Source organism: Acinetobacter haemolyticus, assembly GCF_900406815.1.
In the GTDB taxonomy this organism is placed as follows: Bacteria; Pseudomonadota; Gammaproteobacteria; order Pseudomonadales; family Moraxellaceae; genus Acinetobacter; species Acinetobacter haemolyticus_A.
In genome coordinates, this window is the sequence record NZ_OVCN01000001.1 from 283,749 (window position 1) to 304,793 (window position 21,045).

Genomic DNA, 21,045 nt, shown 5'->3' on the forward strand with positions numbered 1-21,045 from the left:
TTGAGATAGGTTGGATAAAGGAGTGAAAAATCACTCAGTTTTGGGGAGTCCAGCGCGAATGACTTCGGAAAAATATTCACTACTTTGGTTTGCTTGCTTGTCATATTGTTCAGCGCGTGGATTAATATGTGCCAGTTGATACCATTCTTTAATACTATAATTCTGATTCAGTGCTTTGAGATCATGTAAATAATTAGGCAAATAACCTGATGCCAACAAACGATAATCTCTCGGTAATGCTTGCTGGCTAATCGCTTGCGCCATATCAAAGATCAAAGTAGTGCAGTTACTCGTTAGCGTGTTATACCATTTTGCTTCCGCACGCAGTTCATCTGATTTTTTAAGATATTCGATAAATAATGCTTTTCGTTCTGCAGCAGGAATTTTAATCGGAAATAAATAAACCTGCTCATGACGAATATTGCTGCGTGTATAGACAATATCTTTTTCATCAGAAGCAATCAGGCTTAACTCATATTTACGAAAGAACCCTCCAATCGCTGAAAAGGATTCACCTTTTTCTTTGCGAATTTCGATCGAAAATACCAGTGGTTTTTGATCCGAAAAGTCAAAACTGACAAGTGTATGGGCAATTTGAGGGCCCATCCAATAGGAGGCAATGACGTTTATTCCCGTTATTTTATTTAAATCAATTGTTCGGTCTTCCCAGTGAATGTCATAACTGCCATCGGGGTACCAATTAAAGTTCCGCACTTTGTGTAAAGTAACAAGATCGCCTTGTTTCTCATAACTGAACTGCTCGGATACTTCGGGATCCCAAACACGGTCTTGGCGTGCATCTAAAGAAAAATACCATAACAAAGAACAAGCAAATGCAAAGCAATACAGCAGAATATCAGTACGTCGACTAAAAATATGTCCACTGACATAAAAGCCAAGCAAACTGAGGGCGAATAGACCCCAAAAAATGATGATAAGACGACTAAAAATAGGACCAAGGGGTTGTTGAATCCATAAAGCAAAACATAACCAAATACTGGAAAGGATCACGAAAAGAGTAAAGGTACTATGTAAGAACCATATCCCTAATCCAATGAAGAACTCACGTGATCCAATCTCATGCATAACAATTCGCAGTCCATTTTTTATTTTTGGTAAGTGGCGAACTCAAAGGCTATATTTGATTTTTCATCAGTATGCAGTTCTGAGTTCACTTTTTGAAAATTCTCAGGGATTTTTGGGTAATGTGCATCGCCTTGAACATCTAAATCTATATGGGTCAGTTCTAGACGGTCAGCAATCGCAAGTGTTTGATTAAAAATCTCTCCTCCACCAATAATAAATAAGGATGCTTTTTCAGAGTGTTGTACGTCTGTAAGTGCTGCATCTAAAGCTTCCTCAATACTATGCGCGACTTTAACACCTTCAAACTGCCAAGATTGATCCCGTGTAATCACCCAATTCACGCGATTAGGTAATGCTCTTCCCATCGATTCAAGGGTTTTACGACCCATGATGATCACGCCACCTTGCGTGATGGTTTTAAAATGTTTGAGATCCGCAGAAATATGCCACGGTAGGGCATTTCCTTTTCCAATACAGTTATTTCTATCCATTGCCACTACGTGGACAACCTCAGTGCCTTGCCATGCCATAAGTGAATTCTCTTATCGTTTTAAACTGCAACAGGTGCTTTAATTGCTGGGTGTGATTCATAACCCACGATTTCAATATCTTCAAATTTAAAATCAAAAATATCGGTAATTTCTGGATTTAATTTAAGCTGGCACAATGGCAGGGGATCACGGCTCAGTTGCAGTTTCGCTTGTTCAAAATGGTTCGCATAGAGATGCGTATCGCCACCTGTCCACACAAAATCTCCCACGCCTAAACCACATACCTGTGCAATCATATGTGTCAGCAGCGCATAGCTGGCAATATTAAATGGCACCCCTAAAAACACATCAGCACTGCGTTGATAGAGCTGGCATGACAACTTATTATCGTGTACGAAAAATTGGAATAGAGTATGACAAGGCGGTAAAGCAACTTTTCCAGCCTCGTTCGGATTCCAGCCAGATACGATTAAACGACGTGAATTCGGATTGGTTTTGATTTCATTGATCAGCCATTGGATTTGATCAAAGCCATTTTGTTGATAACTGCCATCATCATTTTGAGTTGCACCAAAATTTCGCCACTGATGTCCATACACTGGACCTAATTCACCTTCTGGACGACCAAAGCGAGCGGTTTGTTCGGCAGTTGCCCATTCATCCCAAATAGTAACTTTATTGTCTTTAAGATATTGAACATTGGTATCACCTTTGAGAAACCACAATAGTTCAATCACGATTGAACGAAAATGGACTTTCTTGGTGGTAAGCAATGGAAAACCTTTGGAAAGATCGAAGCGCATTTGATGACCAAATACTGAACGTGTACCCGTACCTGTACGATCACCTTTGTCGCCGCCATTGTCGAGAATATGTTGTAAAAGGTCTAAGTATGTGCGCATAGCTTTCTCTAAAATTTTGTGTGAACTTTCAGTTTGAGTGGCATAGATGTGGGTTCAACCAACTGGGAGCTAATTCCATTGACTGGGTATAGAATGATACTTGATTATTCTGATTAAGGCACTGATCTCTGTTAATCCGATGATGAAATCCTACAAAAGAAAAGAGCGCTTTATATTGAAAGCGCTCTTTCGAATCCAGAATGTCGTTTATTCAGTCACGAAGGTCACTTTGCCATCAGTTAAGGATTTAACGCGTGCCAAAGATTCTACACGATAGCCTTTTTCAAGTAAGACATCACGACCAGGTTGGAATGATTTTTCAATCACGATTCCAACACCGACCACTTCAGCATTAGCTTGGTGAATAAGGTCAATCAGGCCCAATGCTGCTTGACCATTTGCCAAGAAGTCATCAATCACCAGTGCTTTATCACTTGCACTAATATGCTTGTTAGAAATGGCAATCGTACTTTCAGTTTGTTTGGTAAATGAAAACACTTTAGAACGATAAAGATCATCTTTTAAGGTTAATGACTGATATTTACGAGCAAAAATCACAGGCACACCAAGCTCTAAACCCGCCATGATCGCAGGTGCAATACCTGACGCTTCAATGGTAATAATTTTGGTAATACCAGCATCTTTAAAACGGGCAGCAAATTCTTTACCAATCTGCTGCATGAGTACAGGGTCGATTTGGTGATTTAAGAAAGCATCAACTTTCAAGACTTGATCAGATAGAACGATACCTTCATTTAAGATTTTCTGTTCTAGAGCGTACACGGGAGAATCCTCTAAACGGATGCTTTTTCAAGCAAAGGCATATTTTAAAAAGCATCAAAAAAATTGCAAGCCATAAATTAAAGCTTTGTTGATATTTCACAGAACTTTACGATGTTTGGTATATGGCTGCAATTTTGAGGTTAATTAACTGGTTTTACCTGTATAACCTGTTAATAAAAGCCCGTAAGAGGATTTTCCATCATTATGTGTTACCTTCACAGGAAGATAATCAAGTTTTGGCGCTAGCCAAAACACGGTATTTCGCTCTGGTTTTTCATGCTGAAGTATGACTTTAATCGTGTTAAATGTCCCATAATTGGTCTTGATGGTTTCAGTACCTTGGCGAATAAAACGGCGTTCATCTACTGCTTTACTGTCCGCAATATAGTAGCGTGTTTGTAAAGTATTACCATTTTTGAGATCTTCACGAACTTGTAATTCCGCATTCAGTTCATCTAAGACACCATCTTTCCAAGCAAAAGAGCGTTTTTTGTCATCTTTCTGGGTGTTGATCACTTTCGCGCTAGGATTGAAGTTAATGTTCATGGTGTTGTTGTGTACCAAGATCTTACTGGTACGACTAAACTTTTGCGAAGTAATCTTATTGTCAGCAAAGCTAAATTGACTGGTTTCAGATGCAGAGGCAATACCACCCGCACGTGCTTTAAAAGAATATATCCAGTTATTACCCTGTTGAGAGAGTACGCGTGTCGCAGAACCTAAGTTTTTGTTGTTGTAACTAAATTGATAGTTTGCTTGGAATGGGGTCATTGCCAATGCATGACTAGATAAACTGCCACATATAATCGCTGCAGACGTTACCGTTGCAATACCAAGCACTTTTGATAATTTCTGTGTCATAACATAGTGTCCTTAGAGTGAATACGAGGTATTTGCACTCATTTATCAGGAGAATTTAGAGTTATTATGCCTGTAGATTGTGAAGAAAAGTTCAGCTTTTTTACTAAGCGCTTGTTAATTTTCGTATAAATCGTAAAGGGGGAAGCTCAATGGGTTAAGTGTTAAATAAGAAGTAAACCCACTGAGCAGTTTCGCTATTTTCTTTTCACTTTCTTCTGTTGAATTGGCGTCACAGTACTATCTTCTAACTCGTCTTCATCAAAAACATCATCATTCGGTGGATATAGAATCGCAGTGAGATTGACATTGCCCCATACGATGAGCTCAGCAGGACGGACTCTTGCACGATTGACATGTACTTTACCCAAGGTTTCAATAATGCTAGGTTTTTTCCCAAACCAGCGATTTAGATCGAGATAAAGTAAATCATCTTTAACCGTTACAATTTCAAAATGCTCTAATATTTTACCTAAAGGATCTTCTTCCTTAAATTTTTGATAATACCAAATCGCAATATGGAAGCCCCATTTTTGAAAAATGTTTTTGAATTTTGCTTCGATCACCTGTGTATTGCTAATTTGTTCAAACACCATTAGTTGGACATTTTGATTCATTTCCATTTGAATCAGTTTTAAATCAACAGATAGTGTCGTATGCAGACCTTTTACATCCAAAGTGGTGTACAGACGTAGCCAACCATCATACAGATCTGCATGCAAATCTTGCATGATCTCTACATTGTTGGTGACATAGCGTTCCATTGTGGCATTTACAAACACTTGCGAAAGTGGGAACTCTCTTTCTTCTTCAATGAAGCCTTCGGCTTTTTGGTAAACTTTACGTAGACGTTTAACAACAGATGAGAATAGCGTTTGCATAAAAGTTGTTCCAGAAAGTGAATGGTATATTCGCCATCTTTGTATTAATTAAAAAGTAAAAATTAAATTTGTGGCTTGCAGTGTAGCAAAATTAATTGCTACATTTTCATAAAATGATGCGATGGAAGCACTCAGGCTATAAGTGGATCACATTTTTTTGTTTTTTTGAATATTGGTTTGGTTTTTTATACGGTAGCTACCGTTGGGGATGAGACATTTTTGTCGCTTATATACCATGTGGAATAAAATAAATTTTCGTACTCAACTAACTTCCGTTTGGTGGCAAGATCCGATTTTTGTTGGAGCGGTTGCTATTGCGATCTTGATACATGGGCTTGTAATCACGACACAATTTTCGATGCCTGCGCCTACTGATACGTCGACTAAAGAAATTGCAGTGTCTGTACGTCCAAGCCAAGATAAGGTCGAGCATGCAGATTTTCTAGCGCAAACTGATCAAAAAGGATCTGGTGAATTTCACCAAGCGCACCGTATGTCTAGTGATATGCCTGCCCCAATGCAAAGCGATGCAACGGCAGGAGAACATGAACTCGAAAGTCTTGAGACGATACAGCAAAAGCGTGAGCTGCTCTTTGAAGAAAAAGTATTAATGACAGTACTGAGTTGGCAAAAACAAGCTGAGCAGAATGAACGTAAGAAAGCATTAGAAGAGTTACAAAGTCAATTTCAAGCCAAAGCCGCGATGGTGGCAAGTTTAGAAGCGCAATATTTACAACGACAACAAAATTTTAGCCGTAAGCAACGAATTAAAACTGTTGATGGGATACAAGCGAAACAAGATGCATCGGCAGCTTATCTCGATAAATTCCGACAAAAAGTTGAGTTGTATGGCAATCGATATTATCCCGATGCGGCAAAACAGCAGAGTTTAGCGGGGGAAGTTCGTTTAATGGTGATTTTAAATGCGCAAGGCGGTATCCGAGCCATTCGTTTAATTGAGAGCTCAGGACATCCGATTTTGGATGAAGCAGCTCGTGCTTCTGTTCGCCGTGGTGCACCATTTGGAGCTTTTGACAGCAGTATGAAAGATATTTCTGAGTTACGTATTATCCGAACATGGCGTTTTGATCCAGTGGATGCTGAATTTGAAGTGCATTAACTAAGACAGAATTTACTTTGTTGTATGTGTTGAAATATCCATTAAAATTAATATCTTATATTTTATGAGTCATCTTTTTTAAGTACAAACTTCATAGTCATAGCTGCTTTTGTTTTATAACTCTTGAATTGATAATAAAAACGATTATCATTTGTCTTGTTATTTTTTAATTCTCCTTTAGAGCATCCATACATCCTTCTTTAAAGTTTTGGGGGAGAGAGGTGTATGTTCCCAAATGCTCTAGATTTTGTGAAAAGGATATTTTTGCATGCCATATGTTTCTGAGTTGAACTTATTTAAAGCCCATCCACTTGTACTGGCGATGGCCGCGATATTTTTACCATCATTGGCTTCTGCTGAGTCAAATATTGAAAGTACACAATTGCCAACGATTACAGTAAAAGCTAAAGAAAATAATGATGCGACCACTGAAGGCACGGGAAGTTATACAGCAAAAAGTACCAATACAGCGACTAAACTGAATATGTCTTTACGAGAAACGCCACAAGCAGTGAAGATATATACAAGGGAGTATTTAGATGATCGAAATATTGAGTCGTTTCAAGAGCTAATGAGTAATGTCACAGGAGTAACAGTTTCTCGAACAGATGAACGTCAAAGTTATTTTGCTCGCGGTTTTCAGTTGGATTATCACTTAATTGATGGGATGCCAAGTACATCATCACTTGCAGAAGGTGATTTAGATTTGGGAATATATGATCGTGTTGAGGTGGTGAAAGGAGCAAATGGTCTTAACTCTGGCGCAGGCAACCCTTCAATGGGGGTAAATATGGTGCGTAAACGAGCGAATGCCACAGAGTTTACAGGCAGTGTGAATGCAGCTGTTGGATCATGGAATAATTATACAAGTTCGGCTGATCTTTCGAATTCATTAAATGCGGATGGTTCATTACGTGGTCGCATTTATGTGAAACATTCAGATGAAGATTCCTTTATGGACTACTATTCAAGAGAGCGAAATATTGTTTATGGTGTAATTGATTATGATGTGACTGATAGAACAAATTTATCATTGGCTGCAACCTATCAGGAATTAAAGCGCGATGGAATCCGTTGGGGAGGATTACCAGCTTTTTATAATGATGGGACAAGAACCAAATTTGATCGTTCTTTGACTGTAAGTTCGGATTGGACTTATTGGAACGTTGATACGAAAGCGGTTTTTGCTAACTTGAAACAGAACCTTTTTAATGATGTTGCTTTAAATATTGCTTATTCATACCAACAAAACGATAACCAATCAGCTCTGCTCTATGTCGCAGGTAAAGTCGATAAGGAGACGAACAAAAGCTTAGGGGCTGTGTCTGTATATTCTTCTGATAAGCGGAATGAAGAAAATAACATAGATATGTATATATCAGCACCTTTCACCATCGCCAATCGTAAGCAAGAAATTATATTGGGCGGCTCATGGAATAAAAATGAATTGGTTTATAGCCGTTATGGAACGATTCAGGGAAAAGATAAAGGAACCAATGATTTGGATATTGATCAATGGGAACATTTAGATTTTTCTAATATGAAAACTCAATTGTTAACGCCTATTACTAATCCCAATAAATTGGCTGGAAATGAAACCACGCAAACAGGATATTACATTGCAGGTAAATTCCAAGTTCTTGATCCGTTAAAGATTGTGGCAGGGGCCAGATTGACGAACTGGGAATATAAGTCTGAAGATCATAAAGGTAATCGACAATTTAATGATCAACTCACGCCCTATTTTGGTGTTATTTATGACTTTGCTCAAGATCATTCTCTTTATGCAAGTTATACCGATATTTTCACGCCTCAAAATCGTCGTGAAGAAAATGGGAACTATTTAGACCCAATCATTGGACGGAATTATGAAACAGGAATTAAAAGTGAATGGTTTGGTGGTCATTTAAATACAGCTCTATCTATCTTTAGAATTGAACAAACCAATTTCGCTGAAGCAATTTCAGGTAAGTTCGTTAAGAATGCGCAAGGTATAGATACTTCTGAGCAAGCCTATCGTGGGGTTGATGGCGTTGTAAGTAAAGGGGTTGAGCTCGAAGTTGATGGGGAGATCAATGACAATTGGGCAATCAACTTTGGCATCGCGAACTTTGAAGCAAGAGATGGTAAAGATCAGAAAGTCGCTACAACAAGCGCCCGCACAACATCTAATTTATTCGTTAAATACAAACGTGATCAGTGGAATACGGGTGTTGGGGTAAATTATCGTGGTAAAACCTATACAGGGACTGGAGCAACTTTAATTGAGCAAGATGAGGTTTTCTTATTGAGTGCGATGCTAGGTTATAAAGTTGATCAAAATATCAGTGTGCAACTGAACTTGGATAATTTATTAGATAAAGAATATTTTGATGGAATTGGTGAAAATCGTATGAACTATGGCGCACCACGAAATGCAACATTGACTTTCCGTTATCAATTCTAAAAGTTTCATAAATAAAAAAAACGGCCGAATTCAGCCGTTTTTTATTGAGCATGTGGATAACTTGAAGGTTATTCACAATCTATTTGGATTAGAGTAAGCACGTTCAACTTTGCAAATTTCTACACTAAAGTTTTGGTACCATGTTTCTTTACCTAGCTGCTGAGCAACTTGATGTTCTGCATCTTGTTGCCAATGTCGGATGTCTTCAAGACTGTGCCAATAAGACAATGCAATTTCAAAACCATTTTCACTACATGCTTCGAATTTGATACAGCTAAATTGACTTAAAGCTTTGTTTCTCAGCTTTTGTGCCATTTCAGAGTAAGTTGCATCAAGTGTATTGATTGTGGCTTTAAAAATGACAACATACATAAGCGTTTCAACTAGATTTCATCAGCTTGGTAAGGGTTGGCAATGTTGAGTTTCTTCAGAATCGCTATTTCTAATGCTTCCATTTCTTCTGCATCAGATTCATTGGTTTCATGGTCATAACCCAGTAAATGCAAAATGCCATGCACCAATAAATGTGTGAAATGATCCATCGGTGTTTTTTGCTGCTCTTTCGCTTCTTGCAAAACGACAGGCATACAAATGACTAAATCACCCAAAGGCTCGGCATCTAGTAAATTTAGCATTTCCTCTGGAATGTCACTTGGAAAAGAAAGTACATTTGTTGGTTTATCTTTTTCTCGATATTGCAGATTTAGTTCATGGCTTTCTGCCAGATCAACACAAGCAATCCCAATTTCACAATCAGCATCGAAACCGACATGACGTAATGCGGTTTCGATGTGTTTTTTGATTTGACCACGTTTAAGTGGTAATTCAGCAGTTTGAAAGTCTTGTTGAATACTTAAATTGATTTTCAAAATAAACCCTTAATCATCTTAATGCTGTGCATCCGCTTTTTCATCGTTCTCAGCAATTAACGCTTCTTGTTTGGCCTTACGTTCGGCACGGGCTTCAGCCGACAAACGCTGTTGTTCGTTGTCCCAGCCTTCATAAGCTTCTACAATTTTCTGTACCAATTGATGACGAACCACATCGCGGGAGTGGAAGCGGGTAATATGGATCTCATGTACGTTTTCAAGTACACGAAGTGCTTGTGCTAAGCCAGATTGCTGTCCACGTGGTAAGTCAACCTGCGTCACATCACCCGTAATTACTGCACGGGAACCAAAACCTAAGCGCGTGAGGAACATTTTCATTTGCTCTGGTGTGGTATTTTGCGCTTCGTCTAAAATTACAAAGGAATGATTGAGAGTACGTCCACGCATATAGGCAAGAGGCGCAACTTCAATCACTTGACGTTCAATCAGTTTGGCAACTTTCTCAAAACCGAGCATCTCATACAAAGCGTCGTAAAGTGGACGTAAATAAGGGTCGATTTTCTGGGTGAGGTCACCAGGTAAGAAACCCAGTTTTTCACCTGCTTCCACGGCAGGGCGAACCAGTAAGATGCGCTGGATTTCATTACGTTCCAGCATATCAACAGCAGCGGCAACTGCTAAGTAGGTTTTACCTGTCCCAGCAGGCCCGATACCAAATGAAATATCACTTTGTAGAATGCGTTGTACATAGCGTTTTTGGTTGGCACCGCGAGGGTTAATACGACCCTTACGTGTTTGAAAATACACATCTATCGGCGCGTCATATTCATCTAATTCTTCACCCACCAATTCAAAATCGCGTTCGGTTTGTGAGGATTGGATCATCAGATGTAAGAGGTCAGCACTGATTTGTTGTGATGATTCAGATTCTTGATAGAGCCGTTGCAATAATGCTTCGGCTCTTTCGACCGTTTCTATATCACCATCGAGATAGAAAGCATCTCCTCGGTGAGTAATTTTGACATCTAAACGTTGTTCGATTTGTTTTAAATGCCCGTTATATGCACCGAGCATGCTTTTTAAGCGTTCCATGGAAATCTCAGGGAACGTTACTGTACGTCGAATCGCTGCAGTCAAGAGAAACCCTTTTAGTTAACTTATAAGAATACCTCTACATTACGCCACGTCAGGTTCAAGATTCAAGAGTTCACCATAAACTAAATTTAAAGTTTTAATTTCAGTAATCTCAATTTCAGCAAAACGACCGACCCAAGCTGCATCACCAATAAATGTAACCAGACGAGTATTATCTGCTGTCCCAATCAAGATATTTGGATCTTTATCAGATACTTTCTCAATTAAGACGCGTTCAATCTTACCGAGCATGGCATCAGTTTTATCGATACTTGAGCGTTTAATCACTTCTTGAACTTGTGCAAGACGATCCTTTTTCACTTGTTCAGGTGTGTCATCTGGAAGATCAGAGGCAGGTGTTCCTGGGCGTTTTGAATAAACAAAACTATAAGAGTGATCAAAGTCTAAATCTTTAATGAACTGCAAGGTTTCTGCGAAATGTTCATCTGTTTCACCTGGGAAACCAATAATGAAGTCACTTGATAAATGCATATCAGGACGAACTTTGCGTAACTTGGCAATCTTATCGATATAGACATCAATGGTATGGTTGCGCTTCATCGCCTGTAGTACATCATTCGAACCGCTTTGTACCGGTAAATGCAAGTGTGAAACCATTTGTGGTAAATCACGGTAGCACTGAATGAGTTCATCTGAAAATTCGAGTGGGTGAGAAGTGGTGTAACGTAAACGACCAATTCCTGGAATTTCTGCCACTAAGCGAAGCAATTCAGGGAATGTGCAAATTCCACCTTCAAAAGTTTCACCACGATAACCATTCACATTTTGACCAAGTAGGCTGATTTCACGAACGCCTTTTTCAGCCAAACCGGCGATTTCAGCCAAGACATCATCGAGTGGACGAGAAACCTCTTCACCACGGGTATACGGCACTACACAGAAAGAACAGTATTTTGAACAGCCTTCCATAATGGAAACAAACGCTTTAAAGCCTTCGACGCGTGGTTCAGGAAGGAAGTCAAATTTTTCGATATCTGGAAATGAGATATCGACCAGTTTAATTTTTTCTTTCTTTGGCTTTTCCACTTGCTCATTATGCTGATCCAGCATTTGTGGCAAACGGTGCAAGGTTTGCGGACCAAAGACCATATCGACATACGGTGCACGTTTTTGAATGTTGTCACCTTCTTGAGAGGCAACACAGCCCCCTACACCAATCACAAGATCAGGATTTTTTTCTTTAAGTTTGCGCCAACGGCCGAGTCCACTGAATACTTTTTCTTGTGCTTTTTCGCGAATAGAGCAAGTATTCATTAAAAGAATGTCAGCTTCATTTGGATTGTCAGTGAGCACATAGCCATGTGAATCACCTAACAAATCTGCCATACGATGACTGTCATACTCATTCATCTGACACCCTTGTGTTTCAATATATAGTTTTTTCATTGAAACATCAGTGGTGTGCATTGGCTGGGTAACAGTGTTTTCTGAGGCAGCGGGTGTTGCACTAGGAATGAATGTTTGAACCGTCATGCAGGCTCCTAAACAAGGTGGGTTTAAATAAACGGCGGATTATAGCAGTATTTTTGCCAGAACGCAGAGAATAAAAAACTGACAAAAATGGACAGTTTGTGAATAAAATTGTATGCATTTTAATGAATATGAATCAGTAAGTTACATAACACAACAATAGTGGAAAGCTAGACTTATTACACTATATCACTAGGGTAAATAGGGCATATTGATTGATGAAGATGAAAAAGCAACGTGATTTGATAACAATGGATGCTAAAAAAGTGAAGTATAAGAACAGCTTCCGTTATTTTTTCGCAATGGGGGGTATGTTCGCATGTTCATCCCTATATGCTTTAGATGTTCAATTCAATGACGCTTTACGTGCGGCAAATGCCAGTAATATTGCTTTACTCGATCAATTTCAAGAGCAAATGCAGAATGATGTATTGGGGTATTACCCTGAATACTGGAAACTCAATACCAATTTAGCTTCACAACCTGCCTCTGCCATTATCAGCTTTGCTCAACGCTACCCCCAATCTGCTATGGCTGAAAAGTTGGCTGCGGACTATGTTGAAGAAAAAGTAAAATATGCGAGCTTTGCCGAAGCTAAACCCGTATTAAGCTATGTTACAAATCCAGATCAAGAAGAAAGCTGTGCCATTGCACAAGTTCGGGCACAAACGGGCGATAGTCTAGTTTTCGCTGAATACAAAGATATTTGGCTGACCACCACAACGCAGCCTGAATCATGTAATGGTTTAGGGCGGTTGATGCTTGCTAGTCCACTGATGACAGCTCAAGATCGCCAACATAGATTGTGGTCACAATTACGTGCAGGACAATCAGGTTTCGCGATTGCAACAGCACAATCAATGGGGCTTAATTTATCGCTTGCACAACTGAATCAAATTCAAGCCAACCCGTTGGGCTATGTATGGAGTGCAGCCAAAAACAATGATGCAGATTATGCATATTTGATTTTTGCGTTAGGGCGTGTTGCAGATAGTGATTTAACCAATGCGTTAGCGAATCTTCCTCGTGCACTTCAAGGCACACCACAAGCTGTACAACAATATCTATATCGTACAGTTGGCTATGTGGGTGGAACGACTGTGATGAAAAATGGTTTTAATCGTGAAGTATTAACTGCATTTGATCAAAGTTATGGTTATCCATTTAGTCCGGAAGAAGCAGAAATTTATGCAAGACAATCTATTCGATTTGGTTCTTGGGAAAGTCTGATTCGTGCAATAGATGCGATGTCTGTGACGCAAAAACAAGAAGACCGTTGGCAATATTGGTTGGCGAGAGCATCTGAGCAACGATCTGATGCCGCCTCTAAACAAGCAGCACAGCAGATTTATCGCAAATTGGCTCAAGCAGGCGATGATTATCATCACTTACTGGCCAAAGATCGTTTAGGACAACGTTATCACCATCAACCGTTTAGTGAGCAACCTTCTGCCCAAGATATCCAAAAACTGAATCAGAACATTCATTTTAGACGTGCATTTACTCTTAGAGAAGTGAATGCGCCTGCCACTTATATTAATCGTGAGTGGAATTGGGCTGTACGCCAAGCATATTTACAGCATGATGATGGTTTGATTCTCGCTGCAGCAAAACGTGCGCATGATATGGGATGGTATGATCGGGCAATTTATGCCGCTGATCGTACCACTACCCGTCATAATGACACTTATCGTTTTGCTACACCACACCGCGCGAATGTCACAAGCCATAGTGCTAATGCAGGCGTAGATCCTGCTTGGGCATATGGATTGATGCGTCAAGAAAGCCGTTTCGTTACCACAGCCCGTTCTCATGTTGGTGCTGGCGGCTTGATGCAGATCATGCCAAATACAGCGAAGCTAATTGCGCGACAAATGGGTGAAACCTACAATCCAGCTGCACTGAGTGAAATGAATACCAATATTCGTTATGGTACTTTTTATCTTTCAATGATTCAGGGGCAGCTCAGCGGTAATGCGGTACTGGCAACAGCAGGTTATAACGCAGGACCTAATCGCGCACGACGTTGGCAGCCTGACAATCAACCTTTGGCGGCAGATCAATATACAGAATCAATCCCACTGTTGGAAACGCGTGACTATGTCAAACACGTCATGACCAATGCAACGCATTATGGTGTGGTGTTGGGGCAAGGTCCACAGTCCCTAGAAAAAAGGATGGGTGTGATTCCTGTGCGAAATAGTCCTTGAAATAGAAGTTGATATTAAATTTGAAGTCATGAAGTTTTGGTATTTGATGAAATCAAGAGATTTTTTAAAACGATGGTTTGCAAGATGTGTACAAGCTTTAGGCTGTACACTTGTACTTTCGTTTGCCACATCAGTATATGCTGCGAGTAACCAAAATCTTGCTGGCTATATTTTACATGTAGAAATGACGCCTGCTGTTTGTGCTTTAGATTCATCAAAACAAAAACAACGTAAGTGTTTGGAAGGGTATTCCTTAACAATTTCGAGCTTATTGCCAGAAGTTCCTGTAAATCGAAATTGTGAAACAAAATCATCCGCTACATTGTCACCGTTGCAATCCACTGTGGTCGCGCGCGTGATGCCGAATGAAACTGAACGGGTACAACTTTGGCAAAATGTTGGGGGTTGTATCCCTATGAATGCGAGTCAATATTATAGAACCATCATTAATTTTGCTGAACGTTTAAAGATTCCTACTGATCTGACCAGTCAAAACACGATTAGTGTACAAAAAGAAAGTCTGAGACAACAATTTACCAAGTTAAATCCTTCTTTACCTGCAAATGGTATTCGCTTTAGTTGCCAATCTTCACGATCAGACTCTATTTTGACAGAGATCAGAGTGTGTTATCACAAAAATGGGCAGTATAAACAATGCGCAAGTCATGTTGTGACAGGTTGCCCAAGTGAATTTACAATTAAAGGCAGTTATTAAATTTTCTAGCTGCGCTTAATTTGTATTTTCTATCAGACTTTTGTTGAAATTCATTCTCTTTTATATGCATATCTCGCTGCTTTAGAGTACAATCTTTGCCGTTTATGATGATTTGACTGGATAGAATCACTATCTAGTCCAATTAAGGACCCTCATTGGAGACAATTACATGAAGCAACCCGTTCGTGTTGCCGTTACAGGCGCTGCAGGTCAAATTGGTTATAGCTTATTATTCCGTATCGCAAGCGGTGAAATGCTTGGTAAAGATCAACCTGTAATTTTACAATTGCTTGAAGTTCCTGTTGAAAAAGCCCAACAAGCGCTTAAAGGCGTAATGATGGAGTTAGACGACTGTGCTTTCCCATTATTGGCAGGCATGATCGGAACTGATGACCCTAAAGTTGCATTCAAAGATGCTGACTATGCGTTATTAGTGGGTTCTCGTCCACGTGGTCCTGGTATGGAACGTGCTGACTTGTTGAAAGTGAACGGTGAGATCTTCATCGGTCAAGGTCAAGCATTGAACGAAGTTGCTAGTCGTAATGTTAAAGTATTAGTTGTAGGTAACCCTGCAAATACAAATGCTTACATAGCAATGAACTCTGCTCCAGATCTTCCAGCGAAAAACTTCACTGCTATGTTACGTCTTGACCACAACCGTGCGTTGACTCAAGTCGCTCAAAAAGCTGGTGTTGCAGTTGCTGACATCGAAAAATTAACTGTTTGGGGTAACCACTCTCCAACAATGTATGCTGACTACCGTTTTGCAACTGCAAATGGCGAAAGCTTAAAAGATAAAATCAACGATGCTGAATGGAATAAAGATGTATTCCTTCCAACTGTTGGTAAGCGTGGCGCTGCGATCATCGAAGCACGTGGTTTATCTTCTGCTGCATCTGCTGCAAATGCAGCAATCGACCATATGCGTGACTGGGCGCTTGGTACAAACGGCAAATGGGTAACTATGGGTATTCCATCTGATGGTTCTTATGGTATTCCTGAAGGCGTAATGTTCGGTTTCCCTGTAACAACTGAAAACGGTGAATACAAAATCGTTCAAGGTTTAGAAATTGACGAATTCAGCCGTGAGCGTATTAACTTCACGTTGAATGAACTTGAAGAAGAGCGCGCAGCGATTGCTGATATGCTAAAATAATTTATCAACGATAAATTAAAAAATGCTCCCAATAGGGAGCATTTTTTATTGTGTACAAGCCCAACAAAAAACAACAAGAAAATAAAGTACTTCACTGCAATAGCACGTGCTTTGTTGATACATTAAAAGAAGAAGATGGCTAAGGGAGAATAACAATGTTTGAACCACAACCTACACTAGAACTTTTGTTTGAACAGCTTGGGTTGGAGGCTGATGAAGCTGCTATGGAGCGTTTTATCCAAACGCATCAATTAAGTGCCGAGCAAAAACTGCATGAAGCTGATTTTTGGAGTACAGGGCAACGAGATTTTCTGAAAAGTCATTGGGAGAAAGATGATGAATGGGCGATTGTAATTGACGAACTAAACCAGCAATTGCATGTGGACAGCACCGAGTGATAGGAAAAAAGTAAATAAAGCTCACCGAATTAGTGAGCTTTATTACGTAGAAGTGTTTTAAACCAATCTTCTTGACGGACTTGATTAAATGCAGGATGAGCGTGGAGCAACCCAAGGTCATGCTCTAAGCAAGACACATATTTATTTAACCAATGTCGGGTAAGTGCATTTTCTTGTTTTACAGCTGATGCATAGGCCAAAAAGAAATAAATATCCAAATGATCATGATGAGCTAAAGGCTTTAAGATCTGCTGCGTAATCAAAGCAAAACGTTGTTCTTTATTCAGCTCAAAATAAATCATATATGCTTTAGCTAAATACAGGGACAAATTCAAATACAAGCTTAATGGCATCTCTTCGTGTTCGATCCGTGCTTGTTCAAGCAATACAATTGCTTCTTGTAGAAAATGTAATTGTTCCTGACGAACATGGCTTAGCATCACTAACTGCAAACGTAAGTCAGCACGTTCTAAAGCAAGTTCTGGAGTGTTGCCACTTAAATAAAGTTGGTCAGTTTCCCCAATCCGAGCAATTACCTGTTTGGTTTCATTCGACATGCATTATTCCAAAAATCGACAGTTAGGTAGGTTATATAAGGTTGTTTTTAGAAATTTAAAGGTATAGCCGCCCGTGATATTCCAACCACACTAATTACTCCAAATTGAATTTCCACTTCTTAACCATGCCGTAATGGAGAGACGTTGCTGTTTGGAGAGAAGAACCTCATGCAATATATCGCTTTGAAAGATAGCAAGGCGATTCGGTTCAGGCTGAATGATATGCCAATTCCCATTTTTATCCTGTAAGCGCAATTGACCGCCCCAGTCTTGCTGCCAATGTTCATGTAGATAAAAAACGGTTGAGATCATTCGATCATTTTTTTGTTGTGGATTATCACGATGTAACGCGTAAAATTCACCCGCGTTATAACAGGCAAAATGTGCTTCTACCTCTTTAATCCCGAGATAGAAGGCCTGATTTAATGTTTGAGATAAGCTTTTTAAAGTATTGATGTGCTGTTGTGCAATGGGTAGTTGATCATCTATCCATAAAATGTGGTCGCTACGAATATGGCTGACAACGCCATTTTGTATCCCTGCTGCTCGAAATTCTTCCAGATGTAAACTACATTCTTGCACCAGATCGGATACATATTCTTTAGAGTACGCGTTATTCACCAAAGCAAATCCAGACGCATTTAAATCATCTAAAATTTGATCAATATTCCAAGACGTAGGAAGCGAGGTGGATTGCATACAGTTCCAGTTAACATTCATTTGATTACAGTACAATTTTAGATGATCACATCAACGCTAAAGAATAGCCTTTATTTTCATGATAAACTATCCTTTGAATTGAGGAATAATTGTCAACATGAATTACCGTCACCATTTCCATGCAGGTAACTTTGCCGATGTTATGAAGCATGTACTTTTGCTTCAACTGCTTAATCGTTTAAATGCTAAAGATAAGCCATATCGATATATCGATACCCATGGTGGGGCAGGTAAATATGATTTATCTCTTGCGCCAGCACAAAAGTCTGGTGAGTTTTTAACAGGGATTCACCGTCTCGTTCAGCTAGGCGAGATAGAAAAGCGTCAGGCACCTGAAGGTGTTCAAGAATATTTGAAACTGGTCGAAAGCTTACGTGCCGAAGAAGGTAAAGGCAGTTACCCAGGGTCTCCGTGGTTTGCTTTACAAGGAATGCGTGAGATTGATAAGGCAACTGTATTTGAAATGCAGCGTGATGTATTTCAACAACTACGCCAAAATATTCGCGATAAACGCATGGGTTTGCATGAGCGTGATGCTTATGAAGGCTTACTCGGTGTTATTCCACCTAAAGAAAAGCGTGGATTAGTGATGATTGATCCACCGTATGAACTTGAACGTAAAGACTTTCCGCAATTGGTTGAATTGCTTCAAGCAGCCCATAAAAAATGGCCGACAGGTGTTTTTGCTGTGTGGTATCCAATTAAAGATCGCGCCATGATTGAACGTTTTGAAAAGAAAATGTTTAAAACAGGTATTCGCCGTCAATTGGTTTGTGAAATCTGTGTATGGCCTGATGATACACCTGTGGGTTTAAATGGTTGTGGTTTGTTAGTGATTAACCCACCTTGGAAATTTTCGGAAGATGCGGATCAAGCATTACAATGGTTATTTCCACATTTGCGTATGCAAGAAATTGGCGGTCATGCCGCAGTGCGTTGGTTGGTGGGTGAATAACCCATCAACATCCAGATATTGTTGAGGAATTGAAAATAATGACAAATTCTCTGAAACCTGATTCTAATTTAAATAAAGATGGTCGATCTTTCGATGGCATTACATTTGAAGTAGAAGAAGAAGAGCATACGCATGAAGGGCAAAAAATAAAACGACGTGGGATTTATTTGTGGCCGAATCTAATTACAACAGCAGCGCTTCTATCTGGCTTTTATTCTATTATTGCCAGTATGAATGGAAATTTTAATCAAGCAATTTATGCGATTTTTTTAGCTGCATTATTGGATGGTTTGGATGGGCGTGTTGCGCGTGCAATCGGTGCTCAGAGTGCCTTTGGTGAACAATACGATTCATTATCAGACTTGCTTGCTTTCGGCGTTGCACCTGCCATTTTGATGTATAGCTGGAGTTTGCACGATCTTGGCCGTATTGGTTTAGCGTGTTGCTTTATCTATACCGCTTGTGCTGCCTTCCGTTTGGCGCGCTTTAACGTGCAAATTGGTGTAGTAGATAAGCGCTATTTTATTGGTATTGCAAGTCCACTTGCCGCTGTGGCTGTGATTTCAATGGTGTGGGTGGGACGTGATTTTCCATTCATTTTTGATTTAAAGGATATTGTGATTCAAATCATTAATGCTGCCGTAATGGTTGGTATAGGTTTGCTCATGATTTCCAATATTAAGTATTATTCATTTAAGCAAATGGATCGTAAGCGTGTACCTTTTGTCGTGATGTTACCTGTGGTCTTGATTTTTGCAGCGATCACGTACAACATTCCAGTAGGGATATTGACTGTTTGTATTATTTATATCCTCTCTGGATTTGTAACGACTTTATTAGCAAAAAAGAATGATTCAAAAATAACAACTTAAAAAACGGAGGTTCAGTATGCCAATGTTGATCAGTAATAATCAATTAAAGCAGCTGAATCTCAATAAGTCAGATGCTCTAATCTTCTATCCACCTAAGGGTTTGTTTAAAATTGTTTATCAGGCTTTGATCCTGCCAAATCTTCCAGAGCCTTTTCATTATCTAAACTTTATTAGCCTCATCGGACAACCCCGTATTCCTATTTGTTATAACGCTAGCGCGGTAACGACAACGGCAATAGACACAGCAACTGTATTGGTGAGCAGCAGTGTAGCAACAGTTGGACATCTCAAAAGTTATAGTGCAAAAGAACAGTGTCAATTTGATGTTGATTGTTATCAATTTTTAGATATTGATCATATCCAAGTGGATGCACCCAATTATTATTTTAAACGTTCTGATGATGAGCTTAGTTGTGAGTTAAAAATAAATACATTTGCTGAAGTTGAAAATCACTCTGCATTACAATGGGGCGTGGCTGATTATTGGTATACACGATGTCAATGTGAAGGCGAACTGGTATATAAAAAACAAAAATATCAAATCGAAGCGCAAGGTGTTTTGAAATATGCTCGTGCTGTATATTTACCTTTTATTGCCTTTCATTTCTTTACCTATCAAATCATTCAGATTCATGCCGAATTACAAATTATTCTTACCGAATTAAGAAATCAGTGGAATCAAATCATTTTTACTCGAATCGAAATTCAACATGATCAACAACCAAGCATACTCTACAATCAAAACGTGAGTTTTGATGTAATGCGAGTTTATCCAAAAGTACGAACGCCGAATGGATGCAATATGTATTTAGCGCGAGAGTTTATTTGGCAGTATCAAGATGGTGATCAAATTGTTTTCCAGTTACATGGTCAAAGTCGGGGTGATTATAAGTTTGGATTAGCTGCGGGTTATGTGGGAAGTTTTAATTATCAACTATTTTGGAATAATGAGACCTATCAAGGGTCGGGTTATTGCGAATACATTGATTGTCGGCCTTTACATTGGCAAGAAAAAAATAAAACAGAGCAGATAATAGATAAAATTCCACATTTTCAGCCTTATTTGTGCAAGAAGTAGACAGTCGTTCTAGTAATTGTGAAAAACTGCTTGCAACTGAATCCTAATCATCTATAATGCACACCCATCGGCGGTGATGCAGATAAAAACTTGTTGATAAACAAGGATTTGGCTTTAGTGGTTGGATTTTTGGTTTGATTGATAAGTTTTAAAAATATCTAAATTACCTGTTGACTTTTAAGAGATTGAGAGTAATATAGCCGACCTAGCTTGATGATGACGAATCATCGAGAAGATCATTAAGAGAATAGAAGAACAACTTGTGTGGATTTTTACTGGTTGATCGATCGAAAATATTTCATTGATTAATTGGTTTAAATTTCTCGAAGTTTATTTGAGCGAATATATAAGTCAGTAATTGA

21 protein-coding genes are annotated in these 21,045 nt (G+C 39.3%); 9 read left to right on the forward strand and 12 right to left on the reverse strand.

Annotated elements, in window-relative coordinates; translation table 11 throughout:
• Positions 1 to 30: 30 nt before the first annotated feature.
• The 6 genes from DK207_RS01315 to DK207_RS01340 form a co-directional block, all read right to left on the reverse strand.
• Positions 31 to 1,086, reverse strand: coding sequence for a DUF4105 domain-containing protein (locus DK207_RS01315; protein WP_109439650.1), 1,056 nt, complete (start codon positions 1,084 to 1,086; stop codon positions 31 to 33).
• A gap of 20 nt (positions 1,087 to 1,106) precedes the next feature.
• Complete coding sequence (locus DK207_RS01320; RefSeq protein ID WP_109439651.1) at positions 1,107 to 1,616, reverse strand: dihydrofolate reductase; 510 nt, start codon at positions 1,614 to 1,616, stop codon at positions 1,107 to 1,109.
• 20 nt (positions 1,617 to 1,636) lie between these two features.
• A complete protein-coding gene (thyA, locus tag DK207_RS01325) occupies positions 1,637 to 2,479 on the reverse strand; it encodes a thymidylate synthase (protein ID WP_109439652.1) in 843 nt (280 codons plus the stop codon).
• A 207-nt stretch (positions 2,480 to 2,686) separates the two neighbouring features.
• Positions 2,687 to 3,262, reverse strand: a complete 576-nt coding sequence (locus DK207_RS01330; RefSeq protein ID WP_109439653.1) for a xanthine phosphoribosyltransferase — start codon at positions 3,260 to 3,262, stop codon at positions 2,687 to 2,689.
• Between the two features lie 144 nt (positions 3,263 to 3,406).
• Positions 3,407 to 4,123: a DUF3108 domain-containing protein gene (locus tag DK207_RS01335; protein ID WP_109439654.1), complete on the reverse strand. Its 717-nt coding sequence runs from the start codon at positions 4,121 to 4,123 to the stop codon at positions 3,407 to 3,409.
• Positions 4,124 to 4,317: 194 nt separating this feature from the next.
• Entirely contained in the window at positions 4,318 to 5,001 is a 684-nt protein-coding gene (locus tag DK207_RS01340) for a hypothetical protein (protein ID WP_109439655.1), read from the reverse strand.
• 235 nt (positions 5,002 to 5,236) lie between these two features.
• On the opposite strand from DK207_RS01340, the gene DK207_RS01345 reads away from it, so the two are divergent.
• Together DK207_RS01345 and DK207_RS01350 are read left to right on the forward strand one after the other, a co-directional pair.
• Positions 5,237 to 6,121 carry an energy transducer TonB gene (locus DK207_RS01345; protein WP_109439656.1) on the forward strand — a complete coding sequence of 295 codons (885 nt, stop codon included), beginning with the start codon at positions 5,237 to 5,239 and terminating at the stop codon, positions 6,119 to 6,121.
• 268 nt (positions 6,122 to 6,389) lie between these two features.
• Positions 6,390 to 8,567, forward strand: a complete 2,178-nt coding sequence (locus DK207_RS01350; RefSeq protein ID WP_109439657.1) for a TonB-dependent siderophore receptor — start codon at positions 6,390 to 6,392, stop codon at positions 8,565 to 8,567.
• A 72-nt stretch (positions 8,568 to 8,639) separates the two neighbouring features.
• Here DK207_RS01350 and DK207_RS01355 read toward each other — a convergent pair whose 3' ends face one another.
• Genes DK207_RS01355 through miaB form a run of 4 tightly spaced genes read right to left on the reverse strand, consistent with a single transcriptional unit; the run spans position 8,640 to position 12,025 of the window.
• Positions 8,640 to 8,939, reverse strand: a complete 300-nt coding sequence (locus DK207_RS01355; protein WP_109439658.1) for an antibiotic biosynthesis monooxygenase family protein — start codon at positions 8,937 to 8,939, stop codon at positions 8,640 to 8,642.
• Positions 8,940 to 8,950: 11 nt separating this feature from the next.
• Positions 8,951 to 9,436 carry an rRNA maturation RNase YbeY gene (ybeY, locus tag DK207_RS01360; protein ID WP_109439659.1) on the reverse strand — a complete coding sequence of 162 codons (486 nt, stop codon included), beginning with the start codon at positions 9,434 to 9,436 and terminating at the stop codon, positions 8,951 to 8,953.
• 18 nt (positions 9,437 to 9,454) lie between these two features.
• The gene (locus tag DK207_RS01365; protein WP_109439660.1) at positions 9,455 to 10,534 is read right to left on the reverse strand and encodes a PhoH family protein; all 1,080 of its coding nucleotides are present in this window, start codon (positions 10,532 to 10,534) and stop codon (positions 9,455 to 9,457) included.
• Positions 10,535 to 10,573: 39 nt separating this feature from the next.
• Positions 10,574 to 12,025: a tRNA (N6-isopentenyl adenosine(37)-C2)-methylthiotransferase MiaB gene (gene miaB / locus DK207_RS01370; protein WP_109439661.1), complete on the reverse strand. Its 1,452-nt coding sequence runs from the start codon at positions 12,023 to 12,025 to the stop codon at positions 10,574 to 10,576.
• A gap of 215 nt (positions 12,026 to 12,240) precedes the next feature.
• Here miaB and DK207_RS01375 point away from each other — a divergent pair, with 215 nt between their 5' ends.
• From DK207_RS01375 to DK207_RS01390, 4 genes are all read left to right on the forward strand, one after another.
• Positions 12,241 to 14,232 carry a lytic transglycosylase domain-containing protein gene (locus DK207_RS01375; RefSeq protein WP_109439662.1) on the forward strand — a complete coding sequence of 664 codons (1,992 nt, stop codon included), beginning with the start codon at positions 12,241 to 12,243 and terminating at the stop codon, positions 14,230 to 14,232.
• Positions 14,233 to 14,260: 28 nt separating this feature from the next.
• Positions 14,261 to 14,947: a ribonuclease I gene (locus DK207_RS01380; RefSeq protein WP_171293603.1), complete on the forward strand. Its 687-nt coding sequence runs from the start codon at positions 14,261 to 14,263 to the stop codon at positions 14,945 to 14,947.
• Between the two features lie 169 nt (positions 14,948 to 15,116).
• Positions 15,117 to 16,103: a malate dehydrogenase gene (locus DK207_RS01385; RefSeq protein ID WP_004637843.1), complete on the forward strand. Its 987-nt coding sequence runs from the start codon at positions 15,117 to 15,119 to the stop codon at positions 16,101 to 16,103.
• Positions 16,104 to 16,258: 155 nt separating this feature from the next.
• The gene (locus tag DK207_RS01390; RefSeq protein ID WP_109439663.1) at positions 16,259 to 16,501 is read left to right on the forward strand and encodes a DUF2789 family protein; all 243 of its coding nucleotides are present in this window, start codon (positions 16,259 to 16,261) and stop codon (positions 16,499 to 16,501) included.
• A 29-nt stretch (positions 16,502 to 16,530) separates the two neighbouring features.
• On the opposite strand, the gene DK207_RS01395 is transcribed toward DK207_RS01390, so the two are convergent.
• Entirely contained in the window at positions 16,531 to 17,058 is a 528-nt protein-coding gene (locus tag DK207_RS01395) for a hypothetical protein (protein ID WP_109439664.1), read from the reverse strand.
• Positions 17,059 to 17,148: 90 nt separating this feature from the next.
• On the reverse strand, positions 17,149 to 17,757 hold the full coding sequence (locus DK207_RS01400; protein WP_109439665.1) for a 2OG-Fe(II) oxygenase: 609 nt from the start codon (positions 17,755 to 17,757) through the stop codon (positions 17,149 to 17,151).
• Positions 17,758 to 17,875: 118 nt separating this feature from the next.
• Between DK207_RS01400 and DK207_RS01405 the strand changes: the two genes are divergently transcribed.
• The 3 genes from DK207_RS01405 to DK207_RS01415 are packed head-to-tail and all read left to right on the forward strand — an operon-like array spanning position 17,876 to position 20,683.
• Positions 17,876 to 18,733, forward strand: a complete 858-nt coding sequence (locus DK207_RS01405; RefSeq protein WP_005083594.1) for a 23S rRNA (adenine(2030)-N(6))-methyltransferase RlmJ — start codon at positions 17,876 to 17,878, stop codon at positions 18,731 to 18,733.
• Positions 18,734 to 18,771: 38 nt separating this feature from the next.
• On the forward strand, positions 18,772 to 19,605 hold the full coding sequence (gene pssA, locus DK207_RS01410; protein ID WP_109439666.1) for a CDP-diacylglycerol--serine O-phosphatidyltransferase: 834 nt from the start codon (positions 18,772 to 18,774) through the stop codon (positions 19,603 to 19,605).
• 16 nt (positions 19,606 to 19,621) lie between these two features.
• Positions 19,622 to 20,683, forward strand: coding sequence for a DUF6670 family protein (locus tag DK207_RS01415; RefSeq protein WP_109439667.1), 1,062 nt, complete (start codon positions 19,622 to 19,624; stop codon positions 20,681 to 20,683).
• The last annotated feature ends 362 nt before the right edge of the window (positions 20,684 to 21,045 follow it).